Raw genomic sequence first — 17063 nt, 5'->3', positions numbered from 1 at the left:
GAATTGATGAACGACCTCACCGCACCCGGCCTGATGGCTTCCCTCGATATTCCCTATTACCAGCCGATCGGCAACGAATGCGCGCTGTTCGAGCATGCGTTCCGCAACCGCCTGCCGCTCCTGATCAAGGGGCCGACCGGCTGCGGCAAGACACGCTTTGTCGCCCACATGGCGGCACGCCTTGCGCGGCCGCTGATCACCGTCGCCTGCCACGACGACCTGACCGCCGCCGACCTCGTCGGACGCCACCTGATCGGTGACGGCCAGACGATCTGGTCCGACGGTCCGCTTACCCGTGCCGTGCGCCAGGGCGGCATCTGCTATCTCGACGAAGTGGTCGAGGCACGCAAGGACACTACGGTCGTGCTGCATCCGCTGACCGACGACCGCCGCATCCTGCCGATCGAACGCACCGGCGAAGAACTGCAGGCGCCCGACGACTTCATGCTGGTGGTGTCGTACAACCCCGGCTACCAGAACCTGCTGAAAAGCCTGAAGCCCTCGACCCGCCAGCGCTTCGTCGCCATCAACTTCGGCTTCCCGCCGGCGGCGATGGAGCAGAAGATCGTGATCGCCGAAACCGGTATCGAAGCCATGCAGGCAACGCAACTGGTCACGCTGGCCGGCCACTTCCGCCAGTTGAAGGACCACGACCTGGAAGAGGCCGTGTCCACGCGCCTGCTGGTGTATGCCGCCAGCCTGATGCGCGCCGGCTGCGATCCGGTGGATGCCTGCGAAGCGGCGCTGGTCGAGCCGCTGACCGACGATGCCGACACGGCCGCGGCGCTGCTCGAAGTCATCAAGGCCACCTTCGGAAAATGATGGATGAGGACCCGCATGCGCCAGTGGCCGTGCAGGCCGAAGCGCTCTACCTCCTTAACCTCCTGCTGTTGCCGGGGCTGGCCTTTGCCGGATTGCTGTGGCTGGCGCACCGCCATCGCCGCAGCCCGAGCGACCTGGTGCGCTGCCACCTGAAGCAGACGATTGTAGCCAGCCTGTGGGCCGGCGCGTTGCTCACGGCGGTAACGGCCACGATCCTGGTGCTGGGCGGGTTGCACAAGCCGGCCACATGGGTTGTGCTGATCCTCTATTTCACCTGCTGTCACGCCGTGCTGGCCCTGCTCGGCATTGTCGGGCTGTCGCGCGCCATGGCAGGGAAACCGTATGTCTATCCGCTCATCGGGAGCCGTCAATGGTAAAGCCCTTGCATGGCGCCGCGACCGGTCCCGCAGTGGCGCCGGCGACGGGCGGCAATGCGACCGGCTGGCTGGGGCTGCGCGTGCAGCGCTGGCGGCAACTGACGCAGACGGGCTTTTTCCTGTTGTTCATCCTTGCTCCGGTATTCGACATCTTCCGGCTCGACCTGAACGTCAAGCATTTCATTTTCCTCGGCCTGGACTGGACGCTCGGGCTCGACGATTTCCTGGCCGGGCGGGCTTCCGCCGTGCAGGCCTCGATCAACATTGTGCTGCGCGGCTTCCTGCCGCTGCTTGCCATCGGCGGTACGCTGATCTACGTCAGCTGGAAATGGGGACGGCTGTACTGCGGCTGGCTGTGCCCGCATTTCTCGGTGGTGGAAACCATCAACCAGACCCTGCGCCGCGCCATCGGCAAGCAAAGCATCTGGGATGCCAAGCGCATTCCCTCACGCAATGCGGATGGCAGCGAGACGCCGCATGATGCGATCTGGTGGTTCGCCGTGATTCCGCTTGTTATCGCCTGCTCGGTATTGTGGGCAGTGGTGTTGCTGACTTACCTGCTTCCGCCTGCGGAAATCTACGGCAACATCTGGCACGGCACGCTCACGCGCAACCAGTCCATTTTCCTTGGCGTGGCGTCGCTCGCGTTCTTTGTCGAGTTCATGTTCGCACGCCACCTGTTCTGCCGTTATGCCTGTGCGGTCGGCTTCTTCCAGAGCCTGGCATGGATGAGCAACGACAAGGCCATGGTGGTCGGCTTCAAGCGCGAGCGGGCCAAGGATTGCTCGACCTGCTTTTCCGCCTGCGACCATGTATGCCCGATGCGGCTCAACCCGCGCAATGTCAAGCGCATGATGTTCGCCTGCGTGCAGTGCGGGCAGTGCGTCGATGCCTGCGATCACACCCAGGCGGACAATCCCCAAGGATCGTTGCTCAACTGGGTACACGATGTGCGGGCCGAGTCGGAAGCTGCATTCAACATGCGTGAAGCGCGTACCATCAAGATCACGCCGGTGCAGACCGGCAAGAAGGAATAGCAATGGAAGAATTCGTCGGCGGTTTGTGGGACAAGCTGATTACGCGCACCGCCTACCGCGGTTTTCCGAAGGCGCGCGTGGAGCTGAAGGATATCGAAAAACTGGCGCCGATCTTTTTCCGTGCGCTCGGCGGCGACGCCGGACTCAACATCCGGTCGGGAACAGCCACCGCGCATGGCGCGCGACGCAGCTGGATGGAGCGCGTCGCCGGCATCGGCGAGAAGACCGAGCTGGCATGGGCCGACGACGTCACGCTGCATCTGCCGGCCTCGATCGATCTTTATCCCGAACAAGCGCTCAACCGCGAGCTCTATCTCTGGCTGATCGCGCTGGCGGCGCACGACATCGCCCCGGAAGCGGACTGGATCGTGCGCAACCAGGAGGCGGCACGCGCCACGCTGGAAGCATTGCCGGGGATGCAGTCGCGCTATCGCCGCCTGGTGGAGGCAGAACTGGCACGCCGGACCGCGCCGGCCAAACTGCCGGCGGAGGACGCAAAAGCCGAGCAGGCGATTCGTGACGCACTGCTGCAACCTGGATCTGTGACCGCATTCACGCCGGGAACGAAGCCGCCTTTCCCGGTGCCGCTGTGGCTGCACCCCGATCCGCCGCAGCAGGCCGGCGAACAGCGCAAGGCCGGGCAGGGCGAGCCCCAGCAGCCTGAGGGCGGCAAGGTCAACAAGGACGAGGAAGCGCGCAAGCGCAGCGCCGAGAACGTGGACATGCCGAAGGCGGACAATCCCTTCATCCTGCTGTTCCGCGCCGAAAGCCTGTTTTCCTGGGCCGAATACGTGAAGGTCAACCGCTCGCTCGACGAGGAAGACAATGACGATGCGGTGAAGGCGGCTAACGACCTCGACGTCCTGAGCGTCGCCAACGATGGCAAGACGACCGCCAGCCGCATCCGCTTCGACCTCGACCTGCCGGCGGAGGCGGACGATGATCTCGTGCTGGCCGACGGCATCCTGCTGCCCGAATGGCACTACCGCAAGCGGCAGATGCAGCCCGGGCATTGCCGCCTGCAGATGCTCCTTGCGCGCGATGCGCAGCCTTGCGAGCTGCCGGTCGAACTGTGCGCCACGGCACGCCGCCTGCGCAACCAGTTCCAGGCGCTGACTTCGCAACGCACCCGCCTGCGCGCACAGGCAAACGGCAGCGACCTCGACCTCGACGCCTGCGTGCGCCATGCCGCAGAGCGCGCGACCGGTCTGCCGACCGCCGAGCCTGGGCTGTACATCGACAGCCGCAAGCAGCAGCGCGACCTGTCCTGCCTCCTGCTTGCCGACCTGTCGCTGTCCACCGATGCGTGGATCAGCAATTCCGCGCGCGTGATCGACGTCATTCGCGACAGCATGATGCTGTTCGGGGAAGCATTGGGCGCCACCGGCGACCGCTTCGCGCTGTACGGCTTTTCATCGGTGCGGCGGGAAAACGTGCGCTACCACCTGATCAAGGGATTCGACGAGCGCTATGGCGCGACGATACGCGGACGTGTGGCGGCCTTGAAACCCGGTTTCTATACGCGCATGGGCGCGGCGATCCGTCATTCCGCCGCGATCCTGTCGAAGCAGAAGTCGGCGCGCAAGCTGCTGCTGATCCTGACCGACGGCAAGCCGAACGACCTGGACAAGTACGAGGGACGGTACGGCATCGAGGATACGCGCGTCGCGGTGCAGGAAGCGCGCCAGATGGGACTGACGCCGTTCTGCGTGACCATCGATGAGAAGGCAGGGGAGTATCTCCCCCACCTCTTCGGCGCCAACGGTTATACAGTGGTGCGGGATGCAGCGACGTTGCCGAAGGTGCTGCCCAGCCTCTACGTACAGTTGACCGGAAACAGCTAGGGCAGTTTTATCCAGACTGTACCCGGAGCCAGGCTGAAACTGCTCTAAACCGGCGTCTTCCGTTCCGCCAGCGCGCTCTCGACAAGGTTCACCGTCTGCTCGCCCAGCACGCGGAAGCGCGCCAGTTGCTCGGGGCTTTCCCGCTGTTCGCCCAGCATCTGCTCCAGTTCGGCGGCATACCCGGCAAGTTCGGTGGCGCCCACATTGGCCGCCATGCCGCGGATGCTGTGGACGGCCGACCTGGTGCCCGCGTGGTCGCATGAGGCGACTGCTGCCGCGAACTGGTCGATCGCCGTCGCCAGGCCGGGAACCAGCATGCCGAGTATGCGATGGTAGAGCTCCACATCGCCGGACAGGCGATCCAGGGTATCCGCCGTGTCGAACCCGGGAATTTCGACGGGCGTTGCGTTGATCGGGGCGGGCAGCGGAGAAGCTGCCGGCGCCACCACGCTCATCGGCGCCAGCCAGCGCGTGAGCGTCTGGTAGAAATGCCCCGGATTGATCGGCTTGGTGATGTGGTCCTGCATGCCGCTCTTGGTGCAGGCCTCGCGTTCTTCCGATGTTGCGTGCGCCGTCATTGCCACGATCGGCAGTTCCAAGAAACGTTCGTCCATGCGGATGCGCCGTGTGGCCGCATGGCCGCCCATCTCGGGCATCTGGATATCCATCAGGACCAGGTTGTAGGCATCCGGCCCTTCCGCGAGCAGCTTGTCCACCGCGATGCGGCCATTGCCGGCGATCTCGACTTGCACGCCTGTCACGGCCAGCATTTCGCGTGCGATCTGCTGGTTGATTTCGTTGTCTTCGACCAGCAGGACGCGGCAACCGTCGAAGCGCGGCAAATGCTGCCTGCCCGGCACGCTGCGCTCCGAGGCGGAGTCCTTTGCCAGCACATTGATGAAAGTGTCGTGCAGCAGGGACTGGTCGATGGGCTTGAACAGCACCGCATCGATCGGTGCGTTTTCCGACTGCCGCATGACGTCCTCGCGTCCGAAGGCCGTCACCAGGATGATTTTCGGGATATGCGCCAGCCCTGCCTGGCGGATGGCGTTCGCCAGTTCCGTGCCGTTCATGTCCGGCATGCCGAGGTCGGCCAGTATGAGGTCGTAAGGAACGCCCAGGTCGGCGTTGCGGATGGCGACCAGCGCATCGGCGGCGTTGGACACCGCATTGACCTGGAGTCCGAAGCCGTCGACCAGGTTGGTCAGGATTTCGCGCGCGGCCGGATTGTCATCGACGACCAGGACGCGGCAGCCTAGCAGGCGCTCCGGCAGGCTTGGCAGGGAGATGGCGGTCTGTGCGCCGAGGCCGAAGCGCAGGGTGAACGTGAAGGTCGAACCGACGCCTTCCTGGCTCTGCAGCGAGATGCTGCCGCCCATCATTTCCACCAGGCGGCGGCTGATCGCAAGGCCGAGGCCGGTGCCGCCGTACTTGCGCGTGGTCGAGTCGTCGGCCTGGGTGAATGCCTGGAACAGCTTGTCCATCTGTTCCGGCGACATCCCGATGCCGGTGTCTTCGACGTCGAAGCGCAGTTCCACGCCGTCGTTGCCGTTCGACACGACGCGGCAGCGCAGTTGCACCTTGCCCTGCGGCGTGAACTTGATCGCATTGCTGATCAGGTTGATCAGGATCTGGCTGAGGCGCAGCGGGTCGCCGTTCAAGTGGACGGGCACGTCGTCGGCCACGTCGAACACATAGCGCAATCCCTTTTCCGCCGCGCGCTGGCTGGTGACGGTGCTGACATTGGCCAGCACCTCGTGCAGCGAAAAATCGGTCTTTTCGATGGTCAGCTTGCCGGCTTCGATCTTCGAAAAATCCAGGATGTCGTTGATCAGGCCCAGCAGCGAAACGGCGGCGCGATGGATTTTTTCGACATAATCGCGCTGCTTGCCCGAGAGGTCGGTGCGCAGCGCGAGATAGGCCATGCCGATCACCGCGTTCATCGGCGTGCGGATTTCGTGGCTCATGTTGGCAAGGAAGGCCGACTTCATGCGCGAAGCCTCTTCGGCCACTTCCTTTGCGGCTTCCAGCGCCTTTTCATGATCGCGCAGTTCGCAGTTGGTGCGCAGCAGTTCCGTGGTGCGCTCGGCAACGCGCTGTTCAAGGATGCGTTCGGAACGCTTCAGGCTGTCCACCAGCTGCTGCTGCGCATTTTCCTTCTCCCGTTTCATCTGGTTGAAGCGGTCCGCCAGTGCCAGCGACAGCAGCAGCATTTCCAGTGCGGAACCGATCTGGATGCCGTACACCGACAGGAAATTGGGGATGCCTTTGACGCCGTAGCTGCGCAGGGCAGTCAGCACGGCGGTGAACACGAGGCAGCTGAATGCCAGCAGGAAGAAGCGCGCGCTGCGCTGCCCGCGCATCTTGCACATGATACCGACGACCAGCGCCAGCAGCATGTTGAGCATGTCGAGCGTAATGCCGATGCCGATGATCCGGTGGTAGGGCAGCACCCAGAACCCGATCATCTGCAGCACATTGAACAAGATCATCGCGCGCATGACCTTGTCCAGTACCGGCACGGTCACGTCGGTGGCAAGCAGGCGGCGCTGGAAGAGCATGAGGGTCAGGCCGGTGAGCGCGAAGCCGATCATCGACGAGATCATCGACCAGCCGGGCGATTCCGGCCACAGGAACTGGAAGCCGACGCCGCTGAAGGCGATGAGCGACAGCGCATTCGCGCCGACGAACATTACATAGTAGAGATAGGTCCGGTCGCGCAGGGATGCGAACAGCAGCAGGTTGTAGAGGCCCAGCGCCAGCAGCATGCCGAAGTAGAGCGCCTGGCCGATGTATTCGTGCAGGCTTTCCTGCTCGAAGACTTTCGGCTCCCACAGCTTGGTCGGAATGTCCAGCGTGGTGCCGGTCGCTACGCGTAGGTAATACGTGATCTCCGTGCCGGCGGGAACGTGCAGCGGGAAGACGAAATGCCGGTGGTTGACCACGCGCTCTGCATAGGGCTTGGAATGTCCGGTCGAGATCCGGTTGAAGCCGAAATCGGACGGCGAATAGAAGTCGACGTGGTGCAGGTGGGTGAAGGGGACTTCGAGCAGGCGGTCCAGGTCGCGTTCGGACTTGTTGGCGATCGTGATGCGCAGCCACATGGCCGATCGGCGCAGCCCGAAGTTGAGAGAATCGTTCTTCAGCCGCGGCTGTTTGAAGCGCGGCGCGAAGGCGGCACTGCTGACCTGTTCAATGTTCCATTGCTGATCGAAATCTTCCAGCACGGACCAGTAGGGGGTCAGGTTGATGGGTTTGGGATGCGGCTTGCCGTCGAGAAGCAGGTCGGTTGCCCCGGCCCCGGAGGCCAGGAGCAGCAGGCCGATTGCACACCAGATGCGAATGAAACGAAAAGCAGACAACATCCCCCACCTGTTTGAAAATGTTACAAATTAGAAACAACTTCTATCGTAACAGCATACGCTGGAGGAGTCTGCGTTTGTCCAGGTTGCGTCAAAGAAACATATGGTTACAGAATTAACATTTCTTAACAGAAATCAAATATGATCCGAAAAATTCAATAATCGCGGCACCGTCCGGAAAGCCGCACGAGGGAGGCCCATATGAGCACCAGTCTTCAACACGAAGTCGTCATCATCGGCAGCGGTTTCGGCGGAGCGGTCATGTCCGCCCGTCTGTCCCGGCAATGGCCGGGCAAGATCCTGGTGCTCGAACGGGGCAAGGAATACCCGCTCGGCGCCTATCCGCGCAGCCCTGCGGAAATGGCAGACAACGTCTGGTGCCCCGATGGCGATACCGCACGCCGCTCACGCGCCGTGCGCAGGCGCAAGGCGGAACGCGGCCACCTGACCGGCATGTTCGACATTCGCCATTTCGAGAAGATCGATACCGTTACATCCGCGGTCTACGGCGGCGGCTCCCAGATCTACGCCAATGTTTTCCTGCGGCCGCCGGCGGCGGTCTTCGAGCAGGGCTGGCCATCCGCCCTCAAGCGCGAGGTGCTGGCGCCGTACTACGATGTTGCCCAGCAGGTCCTTGGCGCGCGCCCGGTTCCGCCGGCAAGCGGCGAGGATGACCGCCGCTATATCCGGCGCACCGAACGTTTCCAGGAATTCGCCCGGCAGGCCGAGCTTCCCACGAAGATGGCCGACATCTGCGTCTACTTCGGCAACGATTACACCTATCGCGGCAGCGACAATCCGGTGCCGCTCGGCGTGCAGGAGGCCAACCGCTACGGCGCGCTGCAGACCTCATGCACCTATTGCGGCGAATGCGACATCGGCTGCAACGTGCAGGCCAAGAACTCCGTCGACCACAATTACCTGCATGTGGCGCGCCAGCGTTACCAGGCGGCAGTGCGCACCCAGTGCGAGGTCGAGCGCATCGTGCCGCTCGATGCCAGCGGGGCCGACGACCCCGACGGCGACGGCTACCACGGCTACCGCGTGTATTTCCGCGACTTGCGCATGGGCGAAACCGTGAGCGTCACGACACAGCGCGTCGTTGTTTCCGCCGGGACGCTCGGTACCAACGAACTGCTGCTGCGCAACCGCAACGTGCACAAGACGCTGCCGCGCATTTCCTCGCGCCTGGGACAGCAGTTTTCCGGCAACGGCGATTTCCTCGCCTTCGCCGTGGACGGCACGAAGGAAGTCAATTCCACCTACGGTCCGGTCATCACGCAATACACCGACCACCACCTGTACAAGGACCTCGACCGCAAGCAGGCGTTCCTGCTGCAGGATGCCAGCTATCCGACCCAGGTCGGCTGGGCAACTGCCGCGCTGGGGCCGGTGATGAATCCGATCGAGATGATCTGCACGACCTTCAAGCAGGTGATGGCTTACGCATTCGACAAGTTTTACCCGGGGCGCAAGCACAGCAGCGTCGGCTACATGGTGCAAAAGCTTTTCTCGCATGACCTGTCGCAGTACAGCGCGGTCCTGCTGTGCATGGGACTCGACAATGCCAGGGGCGTGCTGCGCCTGAACAAGGAAGGCTACCTCGACATCGACTGGCCGCAGGAAAGCAACGAGAGCCTGTACGACGCCATCATCCGGCTGGGCAAGCGCTTCACGCAGTTCATCGGCGGCAAGCACTACCTGCCGATGCCGACCTGGCTGTGGCCGGTCAAGAACAACATCACGGTCCATCCGCTCGGCGGCTGCGCGATCGCGGACACGCCGGAGCAGGGCGTGGTCAGCGCGCAGGCCGGCAGCCGCGGCCAGGTGTTCGGCTACCAGGGGTTGTATGTGGCCGATGGTTCGCTGATGCCGACGGCGCTCGGTGCCAATCCGGTGGCGACCATTACGGCCTTGTCGGAGTGGATCGCGCATGACATTACCGGTGTCGTGCCGGATGCGGGTCTTTGACCCCTCCCTTCTCCCGCCTGCGGGAGAGGGGAGTTAGGAAGAAGGCTGGGTGACGGCCCGGAAAAAATTCCCAGGGAGAGTGCGTATGTCCGATGATTTGACCGGCGTAAAAATCGAATTCGCCGAAGTAATGAAAGGCTATGTCAGCGCGGAGGCCACGACCTTCGCCGACGGTTACGCAGACGGCGAGAAGGCCGGCCATCAACTGGCCTTGCATGTCACCGTCCGCATTTCCGACCTCCATGCCTTCCTGCATACCGAAGGCCACGCCGGCACGCTTGAGGGGCATGTCGATTGCCCGCTGCTCGGCGGCGTCTGTCCGGTGCAGTCCGGCACCTTCCGGCTGATGCCCGATACCGCGGACCGCGACCGCAAGGTCATGTATTACCAGGTGTACTGCACCACGCCTTCCGGCGAGCAGTTCACCTTCGTCGGCAACAAGCAGGTGCAGCACACGGCGCCGCTCGACCTGTGGCACGACACGACCACCTTGTTCGTCAATGTCTACCGCGGCCATGTCGACCCGGACAAGCCGGCGCAGGCTTCGCTCTGGGTAACGGGCATCATCAGCCTCGGCCTGCTCGATTTCATGCAGGTGCTGCGCGGCCTGAGCGCGAAGGATGCGCATGGCGATACGAGCTTCGCCGGCCTGGTTGCCTTCGGCCGCTTCTTCGCCGGAAAACTGTGGGACGTCTACGGACCGCACCTGCCTCCCGCGCCCAGTCAGCCGCAGCGGAGCTACGCAAAGTTCACGCTCGAAGGCGTGCAGGGCGCGTCGGTCTCCATGCATCCGTTTTCCACGGCGGACGGCCTCACGCTCAACCTCACGCGCTTCTCGCGCGGTGCAAGCAATGACGTGGTCCTCATCGTGCACGGACTGACCAGCTCGTCCGACATGTTCATCATGCCCGAGCACCGGAACCTGGTGCAGACGCTGCTCGACGACGGATTCTCCGACGTCTGGACGCTCGACTACCGGGGCAGCTGCCGCTTTCCCTACAACCTCGTCCGCAGCCGCTACAACTTCGACGACATCGCGCTGTTCGACCATCCCGCAGCGATCGCGGAACTGCGGCGGCATATCGGCCCGCATCGCCGCATCCATGTGATCGCACATTGCGTCGGCGCGCTCACCATGGCGATGAGCCTGTTCGGCAAGACGGTGCAGGGCGTCTCCAGCGTGATCCTGAACAGCGTTGCGCTGACGCCGTATGTGCCCGAATGGTGCGGCCTCAAACTTGTGGTGGGACCGTGGGCGTCGGACTATCTGCTCGGTATCGAGTACTACAACCCGAGCTGGCGTCGCCAGCCCGGTTGGTCGGTCGGCAAGCTGATTGCGATGTGCGCGGACCTGGCGCACCAGGAATGCGACTCGCCGGAATGTCACATGCTCAGCTTCATGTGGGGCAGCGGCAGGCCCGCCCTGTTCAACCACGAGAACATGCTGAAGGTGACTCACGACCGGCTCGGCGACCTGTTCGGCGGCGTGGACGTGCACTACTACCGCCATGTGCACAAGATGGTCGCGGCGGGCAATACCGCGGTGAAATTCGAACCTGGCAATCCGCGCTATGCGGCGCTGCCGGATAATTACTTCGACCATGCGGCGGAGATTCGCACGCCCATCCTGTTCGTCCAGGGCCAGGACAACCGCGTCTTCGCCGATTCCAACATCCGCTGCCACGAGCGGCTGGAGAAGATCGTCCCCGGCCGCCATCGCCTGCATGTCGTCCCCGGCTACGGGCACCAGGACATTTTCATGGGCAAGGATGTCGCGAAGGACGTCTTCCCCCACCTGATCGCCTTCCTGCGGGAGCACGCGCATGGATGAACAAGAACTCCCTCCCGGCCTGGTGATGTGGCCGGCCGGCACGGCCAGCAAGAACCGCCTGTGCGTGCTCATCAGCGACATCCACTGCACCGACTGCACCGTCGGCAACCAGACGGCGTCGGAGGCTGACTGGCAGCTGTTCTTCGAGCAGCTGGAGTTCGCCGTGCACAATCCCGGCGACAAGGTGCAGGGGCCGTCGGAGCAGCGCATCGACGAATTGCTGCTCATCCTCAACGGCGACATTGTCGACCTGATCCGCACCAGCAAGTGGGCGGAGGCGGGCATTTATCCGTGGCAGCGGGACGATCCCCGCTTTGCGGAAATCATCGTCGACATCATGCGCGACATCGTCGCCATCCATGCCTGCTCGCGGCCGGAGTGCAGCGAACAGCCGTATTCCGGATTCTTCTACTGGATGCGGCAAAGCATCGCCAGCCTTCGCGAGCGCGATATCGCCGTCACCGTCATCCCCATCGTCGGCAACCACGACAAGGAATTGCAGATCGTGCCGGCGGCGCGGCAGATGTTTTACGAGGAATGCCTCGGGATGACCGCGCTCGACATCAGCGACAGCTACCGCGCCTGGGTCACCGCGCAGATGGGCACGGCGGCGGATGACATGTACCCGTGCATGCCGTTCTACTTCGCCGATGCCGGCCTGCGCCTGCTTGCCACACATGGCCAGTGGCGCGACCAGGACAACAGCCGTGCCACCGCAAACTGGAAGCCGTCGTGCGGATGGCAGCCGCAGGTCTGGAGGCAGGAACAGTACCGCGCCTTCAGCGAACCCTGTTTTGGTGATACGGTGGCAGCGGGCATGCTGTCACGGTTCATCTGCAAGATGGCCGATACCATCGACAAGAACATGCCGGGTGCGGGCCGCATCTGCAACCTGCTCGATGAAATGGATCTGTACCGTCCGTCGGTATCCGCCGTAGTCCGTTTACTGGCCGAATCGCGCCGCCTTGCCTGGCGCACGCCGGAGGCGAAGGGCATGCATGACAAGGTGCTGCGCTGTTTCCGCGAAAGCCTGGTCGACTGGATGTCGCACGACGAGACCTGGAAGAGCGCGCATGGCACCACGAAGTTCGGCCTGTACGTGCTGAACGTCCTCAGCAGGATCAGGTGGTACTGGGTGGAGATCACCCTCATGCGCCTGATGGCCAAGGTGCAGGAGCCGGAGTCCGACATCAAGACCTGCACGCTGACCGGCCTGCCCGCGTTCCAGCCGGCTTATCGCGCGCTTGGCCTGCGCCTGCATGTGGAAGGGCATACCCATGTCGCGCTGGAGGCGGACCTGCAATTCAGTCAGCCGCGGCAGGGGCGCAACAACTACACCTACATCAACCTGGGTGCGTGGCGCGATTCCATCTTGCCCAAGCGTAATCGCGGCTATCGCCGGCGCGGGATCGGGCGGGCGTTGTTCATCTTCGACCTCGCCCGGCTGGCGCAGCATGCGCCCGACGATGCCTATCGCTTCTATGCGCGCGACATGACGAGCTGGGGCGACCGGATGGACAGCTGGTAGTCTCGCCGCAATTTTTCCATTGATCTTCCGCAAAGCCCGGTGCGTTTTCGCATCGGGGCCTGACCTGTCTCCCGCAAAGACTGTCGAAATCCTTTGTCCATGTCGCGACGTTGCCGTGCCGCGAAGAAAGGATGCCGGCAATGAAAAATCCCTGGTTGAAGAAGAATCCGCTGATGAGCATGTGGCTCAGCGGCGCCAACGCGGTCGCTGGTTCAGCGCGCCGCAGGATCACGGCGGAAAGCAAGCGCCAGGGCGCGGCGATGATGACCCGGGGCATGAAGCAGGTGATCGATTTCTGGACCGGGGCGCTTGACGTGAAGCCTCCCGCCAGGCGAAGGAAGAGGCGCCACTAACTTACAGGAGAAGAAAGCATGAAACGCAGTGCAACGGCCGCGTGGAGCGGCGGACTCAAGGATGGCACCGGGACTGTTTCCCTGCAGAGCGGGGTACTGTCTAACTCCCGCTACGGGTTCCAGTCGCGGTTCGAGGAAGGACCGGGGACGAATCCGGAGGAACTGATCGCGGCAGCGCATGCGGGGTGCTTCACCATGGCCTTGTCGGCGCAGCTGGAGGAGGCGGGGTTCAAGGCGGAGAGTTTGAAGACGGATGCGGTGGTGACGCTGGAGAAGGTGGCGTCGGGGTTTGAGATCACCAAGGTGCATTTGAACCTGGTGGCCAAAGTGCCGGGGGCGGGGAAGGATGTGTTTGACAAGGCTGTGAATGATGCGAAGGTGGGGTGTCCGGTGTCGAAGTTGTTGAAGGCGGAGATTTCGGTTGCTTCAAAGTTGGAGGGATGAGGTTGTCTCTTCGGTGAATCGATGCGTGTTGTTCTCCGTGGAAGCTGGCCGGGACTGGCCCCGGCGGGCCACCTACTTTCTTTGCTTCGCCAAAGAAAGTAGGCAAAGAAAGGCGACCCTGGTGCGCAGCCCCCTTCGGGGGTACCCGAAAAATCCGGCACCGAAGCGGGAAGCGAAATAACTCGCCCTCGCTGCGCTCGGAGCTCAGACAGATTTCGCTTCTTTATCCGCTTCGGCGCCGGATTTTTCGGCTGCGCACAAGGGAAGAACTGCCACCCCATCCCCACCCTGACCCTCCCCTTGAAGGGGAGGGAAATAGTCTGGCTTGGCAGAGTTCGGAGAAAGCTGTTTCTGTTCCCTCCCCTTCAAGGGGAGGGCTAGGGTGGGGATGGGGTGAAGAGATCCCTTGTGCCGACGCCAAAAGAGCGGACAGAAAAACGGAAAAAGAAGCGAAATCTGTTTGAGCACCGAGCGTAGCGAGGGCGAGTTATTTCGCTTCCCGATTTTTCCTCCGCTCTTTTGGGCACCCCGAAGGGGGTGGCGGTACCAGGGTCGCCTTTCTTTGCTTACTTTCTTTGGCGAAGCAAAGAAAGTGAGCGGCCTGCCGGGGCCGAACCCGGCAAGCATCCACGGAGTGACTACCGAAAAGGGTCACCGAAGAGAAACCTCAACTCAACTACGCGCATCCTCCCCCCAAACCTGCCACATCCGGAACCGCACCCCCGCCTGCTCCCCGCTCAACATCTCCCGCACCCCAAATCCAGCCGTACCGGTATCACGCTTGAGCGGCGTAGCAAGCAACACCCCATCCCCCCCCACCAGCACTTGCACAGCAGGCGCAGTCGAATCACTCCCTTTCCCCGACACCACCCCAATCTCCCCGCTTGCCAGCCGCACAACAGCTCCCGTCGGATACATCCCCACCACCCGGATGAAACAGGCAGTCAGCATCGGATCCACAATCTGGTGGTCTGCTAGCAAGATTTCCCTGAGCGCTTCGATCGGCAGCAGCGATTGCCGGTAGCTGCGCGACGAGACCCGCGCGCAATAGCGGTCGGCGAGGGCGATGATCTTGACGTTGAGCGGGATCTCGTCCCCGGATCGACCGAACGGATAGCCGCTGCCGTCTTCGTTCTCATGATGCAGCAGCACGCAGTCCAGCCATTCCTCGTCCGTGACACCCGCGCGACGGAGGAGATCGACACCCTCCTGCGGATGCGCATGGATGGCCGCGAGTTCGTCGTGGGAGATGGCGTTGAGCCGGCTCTGCAGCTGCTCGTGCTTGTGCAGCATGCCGATGTTCATCGTCAGCGCGCCCGCAACGACTGTCAGGATCTGGTGCGGCAGCTTGTCGAGCGCGCGGGCGACCAGCATGGCGACCACAGCCGTGTCGATGCAGTGACGGACCGCGTAGCTGCCTTCGTCCTGGTTATGCAGGATGGCGGCGAGGGCAATATCCGGACCGTCCTCGACGGCGGAGATCAGCTTGCCGGCGACGGCGAGGAAGCGCGACTGGGCGTCGGTTTCGCGCTCGAGATTGAACAGCAGGTATTCCAGCTCGCGGTGCGCTTCGTTGATCCGCCGCAGGACCGGCTGGCGGGATGGCGGGGCGACGGAGGTATCGTCAGGCATCTCGAGGGGGCGCTGCTCCATGTTTTTCCTTTCGAAACGCATTGTCAAAACGGAAATGGCTTCCGCCGACATTGCTGAAGCGGGGAGAAATCGTTCCACCCATTGTAGGGGCGAGTTGGAAGGATTTCATTAATTTGTTGAAATTGAGAAATTTTTACGAAGAACGTTGTTTCCATCAAGCAATTTCTGGCGTGATGGCGGTATGATGAAACCGTTTTCCATCACCAGATAGCCATGGCGACCATCATCAACCAGCGTCTGGCCCACCTGCGATCGCTTGTCGTTGACGACATGGCGACGATGCGGCAGAACATCCGGACCCAGCTTGGGCAACTGGGCATTCCCCACGTCGATCAGGCTTCCACGCCGGACGAGGCGATCAGCTACATCCGCAAGAATGCCTACGACGTCATCATTTGCGACTACAACCTGAACCGGGAAACCAACGGCCAGCAGATGCTGGAATTCCTGCGCTCGCAGAACATCCTTCCGGCTTCCACCATGTTCATCATGGTGACGGCCGAGACCAGCTATGACCTGGTTGCCAGCGCCGCGGAATTCCAGCCGGATGCCTACATGGTCAAGCCGCTTACCGGCGGCAAGCTGCTCGAACGCATCGAACGGCTGCTGGACAAGCAGAATGCGCTGCGCCAGATCGTCGGCCGGCTCAACCTGAAGGACATCGCCGGCGCCGTCGCCGAATGCGACCGCGCGATGCAGGTCCAGCCGAAATGGGCGCTGGACATCATCAAGATCAAGGCCAATGCGCTGCTCGAACTGGGCAAGCCGGAAGAGGCGCGCGCCGTGTACGAATCCGCGCTGAAGCTGCGCGACGACCTGGTCTGGGCACGCTACGGTGTTGCGCGCTGCCACTTCGCCGCCGGCCAGCTCGAGGAGGCGAAGACCGTCGCACAACAGGTCCTGGAAGACAATGCGCAGTATGTCGTCGCCTATGACCTGCTGGCCAAGGTGGCCGAGGCGCAGGGCAACGAACAGGAGGCGCTGGAGGCGCTCAACCGCTCCTATGAAGTCATTCCCTCCGCGCGCCGCAGCCGCATGGTCGGCGACGTGGCCTACCGCACCGGCGACCTGGAGCAGGCGCGCACGGCGTTCGACCGGGCGGTGAAGCATACCAAGGGCTCGCTCACGGCACAGCCGACCGACCTGCTGTCGCTGGCGCAGGTCCATGTGGACGCAGGGGATGCGCAGGCCGCCTTGCAGGTCCTGTCCACCGCGCCGAAGCATTACGGCGAATCGGACGCCTTCGTCGCCACGCAGGCAGCGGTGCAGGCACAGGCGCATATCAAGATGGGCGACCTGGAATCCGCGCAGCATGCGTTCGAGCGCGCCAAGAGCCTGGCGGACGCCACCCGTGCCGACGGCACCGCGCTGGCACTGGCCAAGGCGGCGTTCTCGATCGGGCGCGAGGACGAAGGCGCGGCGATCCTCTCCAAGGCCGTGCGCGCGGACCATGAAAACACGCGCCTCGTCTCGCTGGCCCGCAAGGTCCTCAAGGACAGCGGCAAGGAGGCGCTGGCGGCCGAGGTGGTCGACGGCGCGCTCGACCAGGTCAACGCCATCGTCGCCGAAGCCAACGCGCTCATGCGCAAGGCGCAGTTCGACGAATCGCTGCAGAAGCTCGAGGAAGCCCTGCAGGGCATGCCGGAAAACACCGGCGTGCTGCTCGCGGCGGCGCAGCTGCATCTGCTGTGGATGAGCCAGAAAGGCCTGAACCTCGACTATGTGGCGCGGGTGAACAACTACCTCGCCAAGCTCGATGTCCTGTTGCCGGGCAACGAACGCGTGGCCAAGATGTATCGCTTCATGCGCGAGACACTGAGCCGCGCGAGCAAGGGATAAGC

The 17063-nt window shown here is 63.0% G+C and carries 12 protein-coding genes; 10 read left to right on the top strand and 2 right to left on the bottom strand.

Annotated features, from left to right (window positions below; all coding sequences use genetic code 11):
• Positions 1-6: 6 nt before the first annotated feature.
• The 4 genes from AC3WOY_RS07995 to AC3WOY_RS07980 are packed head-to-tail and all read left to right on the top strand — an operon-like array spanning position 7 to position 4080.
• Positions 7-822, top strand: coding sequence for a CbbQ/NirQ/NorQ/GpvN family protein (locus tag AC3WOY_RS07995; protein WP_492422498.1), 816 nt, complete (start codon positions 7-9; stop codon positions 820-822).
• Positions 819-1199 (top strand): magnetosome magnetite crystal formation protein family, encoded by a 381-nt coding sequence (locus tag AC3WOY_RS07990; protein ID WP_492422496.1) that lies wholly within the window; start codon positions 819-821, stop codon positions 1197-1199. Before AC3WOY_RS07995 ends, AC3WOY_RS07990 begins: the two co-directional genes overlap by 4 nt.
• Positions 1193-2236 carry a 4Fe-4S binding protein gene (locus AC3WOY_RS07985; protein WP_492422494.1) on the top strand — a complete coding sequence of 348 codons (1044 nt, stop codon included), beginning with the start codon at positions 1193-1195 and terminating at the stop codon, positions 2234-2236. The genes AC3WOY_RS07990 and AC3WOY_RS07985 overlap by 7 nt, the downstream gene beginning before the upstream one ends.
• A gap of 2 nt (positions 2237-2238) precedes the next feature.
• The gene (locus AC3WOY_RS07980) at positions 2239-4080 is read left to right on the top strand and encodes a nitric oxide reductase activation protein NorD (RefSeq protein ID WP_492422492.1); all 1842 of its coding nucleotides are present in this window, start codon (positions 2239-2241) and stop codon (positions 4078-4080) included.
• 44 nt (positions 4081-4124) lie between these two features.
• Here AC3WOY_RS07980 and AC3WOY_RS07975 read toward each other — a convergent pair whose 3' ends face one another.
• The gene (locus tag AC3WOY_RS07975; protein WP_492422490.1) at positions 4125-7445 is read right to left on the bottom strand and encodes a hybrid sensor histidine kinase/response regulator; all 3321 of its coding nucleotides are present in this window, start codon (positions 7443-7445) and stop codon (positions 4125-4127) included.
• Positions 7446-7643: 198 nt separating this feature from the next.
• Here AC3WOY_RS07975 and AC3WOY_RS07970 point away from each other — a divergent pair, with 198 nt between their 5' ends.
• The 5 genes from AC3WOY_RS07970 to AC3WOY_RS07950 all read left to right on the top strand — a co-directional run bounded on the left by AC3WOY_RS07970 (position 7644) and on the right by AC3WOY_RS07950 (position 13569).
• Positions 7644-9413: a GMC family oxidoreductase N-terminal domain-containing protein gene (locus AC3WOY_RS07970; protein ID WP_492422488.1), complete on the top strand. Its 1770-nt coding sequence runs from the start codon at positions 7644-7646 to the stop codon at positions 9411-9413.
• An 85-nt stretch (positions 9414-9498) separates the two neighbouring features.
• Positions 9499-11244 (top strand): alpha/beta fold hydrolase, encoded by a 1746-nt coding sequence (locus AC3WOY_RS07965; protein WP_492422486.1) that lies wholly within the window; start codon positions 9499-9501, stop codon positions 11242-11244.
• A complete protein-coding gene (locus tag AC3WOY_RS07960) occupies positions 11237-12772 on the top strand; it encodes a hypothetical protein (protein ID WP_492422484.1) in 1536 nt (511 codons plus the stop codon). Before AC3WOY_RS07965 ends, AC3WOY_RS07960 begins: the two co-directional genes overlap by 8 nt.
• A gap of 140 nt (positions 12773-12912) precedes the next feature.
• Complete coding sequence (locus AC3WOY_RS07955; RefSeq protein WP_492422482.1) at positions 12913-13125, top strand: hypothetical protein; 213 nt, start codon at positions 12913-12915, stop codon at positions 13123-13125.
• A gap of 18 nt (positions 13126-13143) precedes the next feature.
• Entirely contained in the window at positions 13144-13569 is a 426-nt protein-coding gene (locus AC3WOY_RS07950; RefSeq protein WP_492422480.1) for an OsmC family protein, read from the top strand.
• Positions 13570-14241: 672 nt separating this feature from the next.
• Here AC3WOY_RS07950 and AC3WOY_RS07945 read toward each other — a convergent pair.
• Positions 14242-15243, bottom strand: coding sequence for an HD-GYP domain-containing protein (locus tag AC3WOY_RS07945; RefSeq protein ID WP_492429229.1), 1002 nt, complete (start codon positions 15241-15243; stop codon positions 14242-14244).
• A gap of 192 nt (positions 15244-15435) precedes the next feature.
• Here AC3WOY_RS07945 and AC3WOY_RS07940 point away from each other — a divergent pair, with 192 nt between their 5' ends.
• Entirely contained in the window at positions 15436-17061 is a 1626-nt protein-coding gene (locus AC3WOY_RS07940; protein ID WP_492422478.1) for a tetratricopeptide repeat protein, read from the top strand.
• Positions 17062-17063: the final 2 nt, after the last annotated feature.

Source organism: Noviherbaspirillum sp. FW303-A3, from assembly GCF_058788695.1.
Note: the sequence above shows the minus strand (reverse complement) of the source record. Positions and strands in the feature narration are given on the sequence as shown.